This window comes from Rhodanobacter sp. B05 (genome assembly GCF_002001085.1).
Taxonomy (GTDB): domain Bacteria; phylum Pseudomonadota; class Gammaproteobacteria; order Xanthomonadales; family Rhodanobacteraceae; genus Rhodanobacter.
Genome location: NZ_MUNU01000012.1, coordinates 144,401 through 157,450, shown reverse-complemented (window position 1 = coordinate 157,450; position 13,050 = coordinate 144,401). Strand labels below are relative to the sequence as shown.

8 protein-coding genes are annotated in these 13,050 nt (G+C 61.4%); all 8 read left to right on the top strand.

Translation table 11 applies throughout. The features are described 5' to 3' along the window. Positions 1-13 precede the first annotated feature (13 nt). The 8 genes from B0E47_RS06110 (at position 14) to B0E47_RS06075 (ending at position 12,645) form a co-directional block, all read left to right on the top strand. A complete protein-coding gene (locus tag B0E47_RS06110) occupies positions 14-2,629 on the top strand; it encodes a TonB-dependent receptor (protein ID WP_077513120.1) in 2,616 nt (871 codons plus the stop codon). 20 nt (positions 2,630-2,649) lie between these two features. Beyond that, on the top strand, positions 2,650-4,725 hold the full coding sequence (locus tag B0E47_RS06105) for an Atxe2 family lasso peptide isopeptidase (protein ID WP_254422833.1): 2,076 nt from the start codon (positions 2,650-2,652) through the stop codon (positions 4,723-4,725). 104 nt (positions 4,726-4,829) lie between these two features. Next, positions 4,830-5,441, top strand: coding sequence for an RNA polymerase sigma factor (locus B0E47_RS06100; protein WP_217318903.1), 612 nt, complete (start codon positions 4,830-4,832; stop codon positions 5,439-5,441). Next, on the top strand, positions 5,438-6,415 hold the full coding sequence (locus B0E47_RS06095) for a FecR family protein (RefSeq protein ID WP_077513118.1): 978 nt from the start codon (positions 5,438-5,440) through the stop codon (positions 6,413-6,415). Before B0E47_RS06100 ends, B0E47_RS06095 begins: the two co-directional genes overlap by 4 nt. A gap of 234 nt (positions 6,416-6,649) precedes the next feature. Next, positions 6,650-9,268 (top strand): TonB-dependent receptor, encoded by a 2,619-nt coding sequence (locus B0E47_RS06090; protein WP_254422832.1) that lies wholly within the window; start codon positions 6,650-6,652, stop codon positions 9,266-9,268. A 10-nt stretch (positions 9,269-9,278) separates the two neighbouring features. Next, positions 9,279-11,459: an Atxe2 family lasso peptide isopeptidase gene (locus B0E47_RS06085; RefSeq protein WP_077513116.1), complete on the top strand. Its 2,181-nt coding sequence runs from the start codon at positions 9,279-9,281 to the stop codon at positions 11,457-11,459. Positions 11,460-11,544: 85 nt separating this feature from the next. Next, entirely contained in the window at positions 11,545-12,207 is a 663-nt protein-coding gene (locus B0E47_RS06080; RefSeq protein WP_077513115.1) for a thiopurine S-methyltransferase, read from the top strand. Between the two features lie 72 nt (positions 12,208-12,279). Then, complete coding sequence (locus B0E47_RS06075) at positions 12,280-12,645, top strand: ASCH domain-containing protein (RefSeq protein ID WP_077513114.1); 366 nt, start codon at positions 12,280-12,282, stop codon at positions 12,643-12,645. Positions 12,646-13,050: the final 405 nt, after the last annotated feature.

Here is a 13,050-nt window from a genome sequence, read left to right as displayed (position 1 = left end):
GGGGAATCGATTCATGCGTATGCGCGTCCTGACCATGTGCTGCCTGGCGTCACTGTTCGGTGCTGGCATTGCCGCCCCGGTAATGGCGGCACCATTCCTGCAGTCGGTATCCGACTCGGCCATCCCGGCCATGCCCTTGAACCAGGCACTCAACGCCTTCGCGCAACGCGAGCACCTGCAGCTGGTCTATGTCTCGAAGATCGCCGACGGCGTGCGCACCAAGGGCGCGCCGGCCGGCCTGTCGCCAGAGGCGACGTTGCAGAAGCTGCTGGAGGGCACCGGCCTGGAATATCGGTTTCTCAATGCGAAGACGGTTACGATTTATGCGGCGTCTGAGCCACCGAGTTCCGGGAACAAATCGGCGAGGAAGCCGACAGGTAGCGCCGAGGGTGCCAAAGCCGAACCAACGACCTTGGATACAGTATTGGTTACCGGCACACGCATCCGCGGTGGCACCACGCCTTCGCCGGTCATCACGATCGGCAGCGAGCGGATCCAGCAGGAAGGTTTTACGGATCTCGGCGAAGTGGCCCGCAGCGTGCCGCAGAACTTCTCCGGGGGACAGAACCCGGGAGTCGCGAAAGGCGCAGGGGGAGGCGGGCCTAGCAATCAAAACATCACCGGCGGCTCGGGCATGAATCTACGTGGGCTGGGGCCGGATGCGACCTTGACCCTACTCAATGGCCGTCGCATGTCCTATGGCGGGTTTTCCCAGACGGTGGACATCAGCGCGATTCCTGTGGAGGCGGTGGAGCGCCTCGAGATTGTCCCGGATGGCGCTTCGGCCATCTATGGCTCGGATGCGGTGGGCGGCGTGGCCAATGTGATCCTCAAGCGCGACTTCGATGGTGTGACAGCCGGCACGCGTTATGGCGGTGCCACCGACGGCGGACTGATCACGCGCGAGTACAACGCCACCGCTGGCACCACCTGGGCCACGGGTGGCTTGATCGTGGCAGGAGAGAAAACCTCCAACGATCCGATCTACTCCGACCAGCGTGACTACACCCAATCGATGTACCGGCCTTCGACGCTGTGGCAGGGCAACGATCTGCGCAGCGGTTTGTTCAGCCTGCACCAGTCGCTGGGAGAGGCCGTGGAACTGCATCTGGATGCGCTCAGGAACGAGCGGGACATCACGACATCGTCGGCATACCCCAGCGTTTACTATCCCTACAACGTAGAGACGAAGACCACCCTGCTGGCGCCCAGTCTCGAAATATGGCTGCCGGGCGACTGGACGCTCACGCTCAGCGGGGCTCGGGGAAAAGAGAAGAATTCAATTTCTCAACCGACGGTAAGCAGAACAGACGGGGCGGTCACTGCTGGCGGCGTCGCGTACGGGAACAAAAGCCTGACTTATGAGATCGGTGCGGAAGGGCCGTTGTTCACACTGCCCGGGGGTGAAGCGAGGCTGGCCACGGGTGCAGGCTACCGGTACAACGACTTTCTGTACTCGATCACCAGCCGCGGCACGGTCGGCGCCAGTGGAGACCAGAGTAGCCGCTTTGCCTATGCCGAATTGAGCCTGCCGTTGATCGGGCCGGAGCAGGGCATCGGCGGGATTGAGCGACTTGCGCTGACAGGCGCGGTTCGCACCGAAGATGGCGATTACGGAAGAGTAACCACGCCCAAGTTTGGTGTGATCTATTCGCCCAGTGCCGATTTCTCGTTGAAAGCCTCATGGGGCAAGTCGTTCAAGGAGCCCACACTTGATCAACGCTCTCTCGCCCAGGTCGCCATCTACTACCCGGCGGCGACATTTGGCGCCGGTTACCCCCCGAATGCCGCGGTGTTGTGGCTGTCGGGTGGCAACGCGGACCTGCACCCCGAGCGGGCCCGGACACGGAGTGCCTCGCTGGTATTTCACCCGGAGACCCTAACCGGCCTTGAGGCGGAGCTGACTTGGTTCGATGTCGACTACACCGACCGTGTTCTGCAACCGCTCACTGATTTCAACGTGTTAGGCAATCCGGTCTACGCGGATTTTGTCGATTACGATCCAACCGAGGCAGCGCAGGCGACGGCGCTTGCAAACGTAAACATCAGCAACTTCTTCAACTTTGTTGGTGCACCTTACGACGCCAGCAAGGTCCTGGCGATCCTCGATGGCCGGTATGTCAATGCAGCCCGGCAGCGGATCAAAGGGATCGACCTGTCAGGGTCGTACCAATTCGACCTGAGCTCAGGGCGGTTGATGGTCCGGGGCTCGACCAGTTGGTTGGACAGTACACAATCTCTGACGGCGGCGCAGAGCCCTTACGACTTGGCTGGCACATTGGCCCATCCGGCCAGGATCAAAAGCCGCATCGGGGCGATGTGGCAGCAGGGCGGATTCACCGCTTCGCTATTTGGAAACTACACGAGCGGGGTGACCAATACCGCGGATGGTAGGAAGGGCGCCTCGTTTACCACCTTCGACGCCACGCTGCGCTACGACACTGGCACGCGCGAGGACGTATGGTCGAATCTGGCGTTGGAGTTGTCGGCCCAGAACCTGCTCAATCGTGCACCGCCATTGTACGCCGCCACCTCGGTGAACTACGCCAACGGCTACGCGCCCTACGATTCGACCAACTATTCGGCGGTGGGGCGCTTCCTGAGCCTGTCGTTGTCCAAGCATTGGTGACGGCAATGAGGATCAGGATCTTGCCAATTCTCGTGCTCATGAGCGGGCTCTCGTATGTCGCCCATGCGCAGACGGTTGAACCTCGCGATCTGCTGGAGGTGGCCGACTTCAGTAATCCTGTCGTATCTCCGGATGGAAAGCAGGTGGCCTTCCGGGTCGAGCAGGCTTCGGTCGAACGCAATACCTACGATGCATTCTGGTATGTGCAGGATGTCGACGGGGCTTCGCTTCCTCACCTAATCGCGGACGGCGGCGTGGTCCTGCGTGACTCTGCAGGAATTCCTCTGCCAGCTACTGTCGTGTGGTCTCCGGATGAGCGCTGGATCTATTACCGTGCCATGGTCGACGGAAAGATCGATGTGTGGCGTGCGGCGGCGAACGGTTCGGGCGCGGAACCCATGACGCATGACGCGGCGAACGTGCGCGATTTCGCCTTGGGCAAGGGCGGACGTGTCCTCAGGTACAGCGTCGGCGCGACCCGCGAGGAGGTCCGGTCGGCGGAGCGGGCCGAGTACGACCAGGGCATTCACATCGACGCCTCCGTACCGATAGGGCAGCCGCTATTTCGCTCCGGTTTCGTAGGGGGACGCATGGCGACCCAGCGTTACGGCAAAGTTTGGTTCGACCGTGTTCCATTGCCGGCCGATGTTCCCGACCACTGGAAAGCAGTGGATCTGCAGAAGCAGGTAACGCGGGACCTGGACGCCGCCGAAGCCAGTGGTGTGGGTGATGAATCCAATGCAGACAGGCGATACCCCGAGGCCTGGCTCCTGTCGCGTTCACCGGGAGATGACCGTGTAGCCATCTTGACCCGAATTGGCAAAAGGAACGGCCTGCGTGACAAACCGGATGTCAAGTTGTCTGCGACATTGCCCGAAAAGGGATCGCAACAGATCGTATGCAAGGCCGCGGCATGCACGGGAAAGGCAATCACGTCGATCCAATGGCGCCCCCACAGCGATGAGGTGCTGTTTACCGTAACGGATCCGTCGGCAGGATTGGCGCAATCCATCTATCGCTGGAATGTCAGGGCCGGAGCCGTGCTTCCGGTGGCGCATTCGTCGGGCCTGCTCAATGGTGGACGGGATCCGTCCAGTAAATGCGGGGCTTCCCATACCGCGATGGTATGTGTGAGCGCGACGGCCAGTCAGCCGCCGCGCTTGGAGCGGATCGACCTGAAGACGGGAACCCGCCGGGTGCTGTTTGAACCCAATGCGGCGCTCGCGCAGGCGATGGCGAAATACAGTTCGGTAAGGTTGTTGCATTGGAAGGATGCGAAAGGCCAGCTGTTCACGGGGCAGTTTTATCCAGCGAAGATAAGTTCTGGAGCCAAGCCTCCGTTGTTCGTGAACTACTATCGATGCGCGGGATTCGTGCGTGGCGGCGTGGGCGATGAATGGCCCTTCGCAAGCTTGGCAGCGCACGGAATATCGGCACTCTGCATCAATGCCGCCCCTTATCTTCTCGATCCTGTCGATCGCTACAACGAAGGACTCGCGGCCGCCGAGCGCGCGGTCGCGCTGTTGTCGGCAAATGGCGAGATCGATTGCGCCAAAGTGGGGATGGGTGGATTGAGCTTCGGAAGTGAGGTCACGATGTGGGTCGCAATGAAGTCGCGGCTTCTGGCGGCTGCCTCAGTCAGTTCCGTGTCGATGTCGCCCAATTACTATCTGTTTGGATCCCTGAAAGGGGACCGGTTTACAAGCGGATTGAAAGAGTTCTGGGGGCTTGGCTCGCCTGAAAAAACGCCAGCGCAATGGCATGTGCTGTCTCCGGTGTACAACCTGGACAGAATATCTGCGCCGGTCCTCTTTCAGATGCCAGAGCAGGAGTATATGCAGGCGACCGACTACGTCATACCCATGATCAGGAAGAACATGGCGGACCTTTACGTATTCCCCAACGAGCCGCATCAGCAGTTCCAGCCAAAGCACAAGCTTGCGGTGTACGAAAGAAATCTGGACTGGTTCCGCTTCTGGCTGCAGGGGTACGAAGACCCGAATCCCATCAAGAAGCAGCAATATGCGCATTGGCGAGAGATGAGAGAGGCAGTGTCGACCGGACCAGTACGGAGTGGCACACATTCGGGCGGCTGAATTTGGTCAAAGGCGCATACATCGGGATGGGCTTTGAAGTGCTACGTGCCCAGAACATGTCTTACAAAGGAGCTTGGTCATAGGGGAAAACGGAGACTTGACCGTTGCATTTCCGGACCTGCTACATAGCAACCATGCTGACCCTACGTCATGGCCCTGCGCAGGCTGATCGGATGACTTCGGATGCCACATCGGCAGCCGACGACGCGCCGTTCGCCGGATTGCTGGAGGATCTGATCCCGGGCCTGCGGCGCCACTTGCAGCGCCAGCTGGGCAGCGCCGACGCTGCGGACGATGCCGTGCAGGAAACCTGCCTGCGCATGCTGCGCTATCGCGGTATTGGCGATGCCGGCGAGGTGCGGGCTCTACTTTTTCACGTTGCTGCCAGCGTGGTCGCGGATCGCTGGCGACGTGCCAAGGTGCAGCGTACCGAGGATCATTGTCCGTTGGACGGTCATGAGCTCGTCTCGGGCGAGCCTCAGCCGGATCGCCTGCTGGCGGGGCGGCAGGATCTCGGGTTGATCAAGCAGGCCATCCGCACGTTGCCACCGCGTTGCCGTGAGGTGTTCGTGCTGCATCGTTTCGAGGGGCTGAGTTATCGCGACATCGCACGCCGTTTTGGCACTTCCGAGCGCACCGTCGAGAACCAGATCGCCCATGCACTTGCTGTTTGCCGCTGCGCGATAGGGGAACACCGCGGGAGGACGTTCAAATGAGCATGGACCGCGAACACGACATAGAGGCTATTCACCGACAGGCCGAGCGCTGGCTTGCGCGGCTGCGCGCCAGCGATTGCTCGGCGGCGGAGCGCCGCGACTTCGACGCATGGCGTACGGCGCAGACCACGCATGCCGAGGCCTACGCCCAGGCAGAACAATTATGGAGCGGACTGGATGAGCTCGCCGAGGACCCGGAGATTGTGCAATGGCGGCAGGAAGCGAGGCGATCTGCACAAGCCACTCCCAGCCGCAACGGTCGCCTGCGTTGGCTGGCTGTCGCTTCGCTTGCAGCCGTTGTGTTGTGTACCAGTTTTGCCACCTGGTGGTTTGTTGGCGGCAGCTCCGCCAGCAGCTATGCCACGGCGCATGGCGAACAACGCAGCGTGGTGTTGGCAGACGGCTCCCGGATCGTGCTCAACACCGATACCGTGCTTGATGTCGACCTCGGTCGGCACACTCGGCGCGTATGGCTGCGTCGGGGTGAGGCGATGTTCGAGGTGACCCACGATGCCAATCGTCCGTTCGTGGTGCAGGCCGGCGGCAATACCATCTCGGATATCGGCACGCGCTTCGACGTGCGCGACAGCGGTGCCCAAACCGTGGTCGCGGTGCTTGAAGGTGCGGTTGCGATTGCACGCGACGGCAACACGGCCGAGCTGACGGCTGGCGAACAGATCGTGGCTGGCGATGGTGCCTGGACCAGGGGGCGTGCCGATCCAACCATGACCGCAGGCTGGACGCAGGGCAGGCTGGTATTCCGAGCCACGCCGCTCGGCGACGCCGTGGCCGAGGCCAATCGCTACGGACCCGATCGCCTGGTCATCGCGGATCCTTCGCTGGCGCAACTCAAGATCAGTGGCGAGTTCCGCATTGGCAACACGAGTGCCTTGGTGCGCGCGCTGCAGAGCGTTTACCCGATTCGCGCCGAACATGACCGCGGCAATGGCGAGATTCGCCTGTATCGCCGTTGAGCCCGCTTGAAAGTCGGAGATGAGCGTTGCTTCAAAGCTTAGGATCTCTGTAGGAGCGCACCCTGTGCGCGAATCGTGCACCCACGCGGTAGCGTGCTTTCGCGCACAGGGTGCGCTCCTACAAAAGCCGGTTTATTCGAAGCTGCTTCGACTAGGGGTTTCCTTTCACCACGTCGTTCTTGTCATGGGAACGCGGCTCGGTCCGCGGCACGACAAACTCGAAGGGGAGGGGATATGCACATATCGAAGAACAGGCATCGTTGCCGCAAGCGCCTGTGCGTCACACTGCTGGCGGCTGCATTGTCGGCCGCCATGGCAAGCCCGGGCGCACTCGCCCAGGCCGCTGCCGTCACGCAAAGCTTCCATATCGCCGGCGGTCCCCTGGGGGCGGCGCTAAACCAGTTCACTGGGCAGAGCGGCCTGCAGGTGCTGTACGACCCATCCCTGGTACAAGGGCGCACTGCGTCCGGCTACGACGGCGCTGCATCGCCACGCGCCATGTTGGACGTGCTGCTCAAGGGCACGGGGCTGACCTATCAATTCACCGATGCGGGAACGGTGGTGATCAAGCAGGGGCCACCTAATCCACCGCATCGCTCGGCGAAGCCGGTTTCCGCAACAGGCCAAAAAGCAGACCAGAAGCCCGAGCCGACTACGTTGCAAACCGTCACCGTTACCGGTACGCGTATCCGCGGTGGTACGACACCATCGCCGGTCATCACGATCGGTAGCCAGCAAATTCAGGAGGAAGGTTTCTCGGGTCTCGGCGAGGTAATCCGCAGCATCCCCCAAAATTTTAACGGCGGGCAAAATCCGGGGGTGACAATGCACTCAGGTGGGTCAGCCAGCAATCAAAACATCACCGGCGGCTCGGGCATCAATCTACGCGGGCTGGGGCCGGATGCGACCTTGACCTTGCTCAATGGTCGCCGCATGTCCTACGGCGGCTATGCACAGGCGGTTGATATCAGCACGATTCCGATGGAGGCGGTGGAGCGTCTTGAGATCGTCCCGGATGGTGCTTCGGCGATTTACGGCTCCGATGCGGTGGGGGGCGTGGCCAATCTAATCCTCAAGCGTGACTTCGATGGCGTGACCGTGAGCGCTCGCTATGGGGGCGCCACCGATGGTGGGTTGATAACGCGCGAGTACAACGCCACCGCCGGCACAACCTGGGCCACGGGAGGCTTGATTGTGGCAGGGGAGAAAACCTCCAACGATCCGATCTACTCCGATCAGCGTGACTACACCCAATCGATGTACCGGCCTTCGACGCTATGGCAGGGCAATGATCTGCGCAGCGGTTTGTTCAGCCTGCATCAGTCGTTGGGAGACGCTGCTGAAATACATCTGGACGCGCTCAGCAGCGATCGGGATATCCACACAGCGCTGGCGTACCCAGGCGCTTACTACCCCTACAACGTAGAGACGAAGGCCACTCTGCTGGCGCCCAGTCTCGAAGTATGGTTGCCGGGGGACTGGACGCTCACGCTCAGCGGGGCCGTGGGGAAAGAGAAGAATTCGGTTGCTCAACTGGCGGTGAGCAGTGAGGACGGGGCGGTCATTGCCAACGGCCTCACTGCGTACAGGAACAAAAGCTTGACTTACGAGATCGGCGCGGAAGGCCCGTTGTTCACGCTGCCTGGCGGCGAAGCGAGGCTCGCTACTGGCGCAGGCTATCGATACAACGACTTTCTGTACCTGTACGCTAACAAGGTCAACACCGATGGCGACGAGAGCAGCCGCTTTGCCTATGTCGAGTTGAGCCTGCCGTTGGTGGGGCCGGAGCAGAGCATCGGCGGGATACAGCAACTTGCGCTGACAGGCGCGGTCCGCACCGAAGATGGTGATTACGGGAGGGTGACCACGCCCAAGCTCGGGGTGGTCTATTCGCCCAGCGCCGATTTCTCGTTGAAAGCCTCATGGGGCAAGTCATTCAAGGCGCCGACGCTCTTGCAGCGTTATTCCGCCGGGAACGCGTTCTACTATCCGGCGGCATCGTATGGAGGCACAGGCTACCCCGCAGATGCCACGGTATTAGCGCTGTCGGGTGGCAACCCGGACCTGCACCCGGAGCGAGCCCGGACATGGAGTGCCTCGCTGGCATTCCACCCGGAGGCGTTGTCAAGCCTTGATACGGAGCTGACTTGGTTCGATATCGACTATACCCAGCGGGTTCTGCAGCCCATCACCGAAGCCAATGTGCTTGGCAATCCGATCTACGCCGATTTTGTCGATTACGATCCAACCGAGGTCGCGCAGGCGGCAGCGCTTGCAAGCGCCAGCAACTTCTACAACTACGTTGGCACACCTTACGACGCAAGTAAGGTCGTGGCGATCGCCGATAGCCGATATGTCAATGCATCCCGGCAGCGGATCAAAGGGGTCGATCTGTCAGGGTCGTACCTGTTCGATCTGGGAATGGGGCGGTTGACGATCCGCGGTTCGGCCAGTTGGTTGGACAGCAGACAGTCGCTGACGGCGGCGCAAAGCCCTTACGAACTGGCCGGTACGTTGTTCAATCCGGCCAGAATCAACAGCCGAATCGGGGCGGTGTGGCAGCAGGGCGGCTTCACCGCTTCGCTGTTTGGAAACTACAAAAGCGGGGTGACCAACACCGCCGACAGCAGGAAGGGCGCCTCATTCACCACCTTCGACGCCACGCTGCACTACAACACCGGCGCGCGGGAGGACGCATGGTCGAATCTGGCACTGGAGTTGTCGGTGCAGAACGTGCTTGATCGTGCTCCCCCGTTGTACACCGTCACCTCATTGACCTACGCGCCTTACGATTCCACCAACTATTCGGCGGTGGGACGCTTCGTGAGCCTTTCCGTATCCAAGCACTGGTAGGAGAGAGGACATGAAACTTTTTCATCAACTGGCCTTGTGGGTAGCCGTAATGTTTCACTTGCGCTCGAAGCCCTCAATTAAGCGCTACCCGCGTTGGGTTTCGGCACTTGCGCTGGTATTGGGCGTGGTTGTCGCCGCGACGTCTCCTGCGGCGACGATCTCTCCGCGGCGCCTGATGGAAGTGACCGACTTGGGCAACCCGGTGATCTCGCCCGATGGGCGGTACGTGGCGTTCCGCGCTGTGAGAACGTCGATCGAGCGCAACACTTACGACACCACGTGGTACGTGCAGCGCTTGGAGCGCCGCTCCCTTCCGCATTCCGTGTCGGACGGCGGTGTTCCTTTGCGGGAGTACGTAAATGGCGTGGTCCTCGCTTCCCCGGCAGTCTGGTCGCCTGACAGCCGGTGGATTTACTTCCGCGCCCATCTAAAAGGAAGGATAGCCGTCTGGCGTGCAGCAGCGAACGGCTCCGGCTCGCAGTTGGTGACGGACGATCCGGCCGACGTACGCAACTTTGCCTTGAGCAAAGATGGCCAGTCATTGGAGTACAGCGTAGGCGCCACTCGCGAACAGGTGCTTGCCGCGGAACAGGCCCAGTATGACGTGGGTGTGCATATCGACGATAAGGTGGTGATGTCCGCCGGGCTGCTGCGCTCCAGCCGAGTCGAAGGGCGGCCCTCCACGCAAAGGTTCTTGGGAGACTGGTATTCGACCGGACCGTTGCTGGCCGAAGTGCCCGATCACTGGAAGGTGGTCGATCTCACAACGATGACCACCCGGGATATGCCTTCTTCGGATGTACCAGTGCCCTCATTGCAGATCGCGGACCTGCCAAGCACCTTGTCTCATCCCTGGAAGCTGACGCTCAATCGTGATGATGGCCGCATTGCATTGCTGACTCACGCTGGCAACGGGCAAGGCCTCAGTCGGAAGCCCGATGTCGAGCTCTCCATGCTGCCTGGGAAGCGTTCCGCCTCACCGGTGAAGTGTCTGGCTGAGTTGTGCACGGAGAAGTCGATCAGTGATATCCAGTGGCGGCTTGGGTCGGATGAAGTTCTCTTCACCGTCAGAGACTATGGAAGAGGGGAAGCGCAATCGATCTTCGCCTGGAACGTGATTAGCGGCAAGGTGCGCCCGATCGTGGTGGCGGATGGACTACTGAGCGGAGATAGCGAGCGTGATTGGGGTATTCCTTGCGCTGTGTCTTCAGCCACACTTGTCTGTGTCGCCGCCGAGGCGGATCGCCCCCCGCATCTGGACATGGTCGACTTGTCCACCGATGAGCGGAGCGTGCTCTTCGACCCCAACAAGAAGTTGGCGGAGGATATCGCCTCAACGGTACCGTCGAAGCTGATTCGGTGGAAGGATAAGCTGGGTCGCGAGTTCACGGGCTTCCTGTTCGAGGCGCGCAATATCGATGCCAACAAGCCACCGCCGTTGTTCGTCAACTTCTATAGCTGCGATGGTTTCCTGCGCGGCGGGGTGGGTAATGAGTGGCCGCTGGAGTCACTGGCCGAGCATGGAATTTCTGCACTTTGTATCAACGGACTTCCTGGATATCACGACTTTGTCCAGCGAATCGATCAAGGACAGCTAGCAGTCGAGGGCGTTGTGAAGTACTTGGCTGCGGCTGGGCGCATAAACCCGAGCAGAGTGGGCATGGGAGGGCTGAGTTATGGAAGCGAGGTGACGCTCTGGACGGCGATCCATTCGAACGTGCTTGCCGTAGCCTCAGTCAGTACACCGGTGACCGATCAGACCTATTACCTTTTCAACAGCCTCAGACCTGGTTTCCGATCCGGGCTCAAAAAGATGTGGCAGTTGGGTGCGCCAGAAGAGACACCGAAACGTTGGCGAACCGTCTCGCCAACGTACAGTCTTGACAAGATCCATATCCCTATACTTTTCCAGATGGCGGAGCAGGAGTATCGAGTCTCCCTGGAGTACGCGCTGCCGCTGGTGCGGAGATTTCAAGGGGATATGTACGTGTTTCCGGATGAGGCCCATATCAAGTTTCAGCCACGGCACAAGGTTGCGGTCAATGTGCGGAATCTGGACTGGTTCCGTTTCTGGTTGCAAGGGTACGAAGAACCGAATCCCGTCAAGAAGCAGCAATACATGCGTTGGCGGGAGATGAGAGAGGCGATGTCGACCAGGCCAGCGCGGAGTGGCGCACGTTCGGGCGGCTGAATCCGATCAGGGGCGCCTGGATCAAGTGCGAGAAAATGGCGAAGATGGTGTCGGGGGTCATTCCCACACCAACAGAAGCCACCCCATGGACCCCGACTTCTGGCACCAGCGCTGCTGGCGCGAAGGTCGCACCGGCTTCCACCAGGACCGGCCGACGCCACTGCTGCTCGAGCACTGGCCGGCGCTGGCGCTTTCGCCCGGCAGCCGGGTGTTCGTGCCGCTGGCCGGCAAGTCGCTGGATATCGTCTGGCTGGCGGCGCAGGGTCACCGCGTGCTGGGGGTGGAACTGTCGCCGCTGGCGGTGGCGCAGTTCTTTGACGAACACGGCCTGGCACCGCAGGTGCACCACTCGCACCGCGGCCGCCACTACCGGGCCGGCAACATCGAGCTGATCTGTGGCGACGTCTTCGGCCTCGACGCCGACGTGCTGGCCGACTGCGCGGCGGTGTACGACCGCGCGGCATTGATCGCGCTGCCGCCACCGCTGCGCCGTCGTTATGTGCGCGAGCTGCATGCGCTGCTCCCGGCCGGCTGCCGTGCTCTGCTGATCACGCTGGAGTATCCGCCGCACGAAAAGCGGGGCCCGCCATTCGCCGTGCCGGAAGCGGAGATGCGCGAGCTGTATGGTCGTGACTGGCAGGTGGAGACCCTGGAGCGTCGCGACATCCTCGCGCAGCAGCCGGGCTTCGTTGCCGAAGGGGTGAGCGCGCTGGAGACGGTGGTGTACCGGTTGTCGCGGCAAGCGTGAGGTCGGGCGCGTCGCTACCATGGGCCCGCTCGACCCCCTTGCTGCCTTCCATCGGCCACAGGTCCAAGCCCGATGCTCGCACTTTCCATCGTTGCTCCGAATGGCGCCAACATCGCGGCGGGGCGCAAGACGCTCGAGATCCGCAGCTGGCGCCCGCCGCAGTTGCCGTTGCGGGATCTGCTGATCGTCGAGAACCGCATCTTCCTCAGCGGGGAGGATGAAACGGACCCCGACGGTATCGCGGTCGCCATGGTGGATGTCGAGGAGGTACATGCCTGGCAGCCGTCGGAGCTGGAAGCGGCATGTGCCAGCCAATGGGTCCCGGACCTGTGGGCATGGCATGTCACGCGTGTGCGACCGCTCGGCGGTGCCTTTCGCGTCGCTGCCCGACGCAAGCTTTACGAAGTGTCGTGGGAACGACCTGATCAGGGTTACTGAGTTGGGCGAGATCCAGGGCGTGCCATGCTTGCGGGTCGCTAGGCGGCCCGTGGAACCCGCCCAGGACATGCGCGCGCAAGCGGCGCCGGCGACGCAAGAGCCGGGGGAGAGAGGCGAAACCCGGGTATACACGCCATCGCGAAGGGGGCGTGGCCGGCCTCCGTGCTGTGGAAGGCCCTTCCAGGACCTTCCGGTGCCCCAGCCATCGCGCGGCTCCCGTGTAAAATCTTCTTCACGCTCCAGCGCACACTTTGCGAGTCTGAATCCCGGGCTGCGTTGAGGTAAGCTAAGGTGCATTACCGAAAGTCCATGTGCAGGCGTCTTTGGGGGCTCACGCGCATGGCCATGCAATCAGGTGGTTCAGCTGGCTGGTGGGCATCAGGGATTTCCATAGAGGGGGTGGAA

Excerpts from the sequence above, each read along its gene's own strand:
- B0E47_RS06110 (WP_077513120.1), top strand. The coding sequence starts at position 14 with ATGCGTATGCGCGTCCTGACCATGTGCTGCCTGGCGTCACTGTTCGGT.
- B0E47_RS06075 (WP_077513114.1), top strand. The coding sequence starts at position 12,280 with ATGCTCGCACTTTCCATCGTTGCTCCGAATGGCGCCAACATCGCGGCG.
- B0E47_RS06090 (WP_254422832.1), top strand. The coding sequence starts at position 6,650 with ATGCACATATCGAAGAACAGGCATCGTTGCCGCAAGCGCCTGTGCGTC.
- B0E47_RS06085 (WP_077513116.1), top strand. The coding sequence starts at position 9,279 with ATGAAACTTTTTCATCAACTGGCCTTGTGGGTAGCCGTAATGTTTCAC.
- B0E47_RS06080 (WP_077513115.1), top strand. The coding sequence starts at position 11,545 with ATGGACCCCGACTTCTGGCACCAGCGCTGCTGGCGCGAAGGTCGCACC.
- B0E47_RS06095 (WP_077513118.1), top strand. The coding sequence starts at position 5,438 with ATGAGCATGGACCGCGAACACGACATAGAGGCTATTCACCGACAGGCC.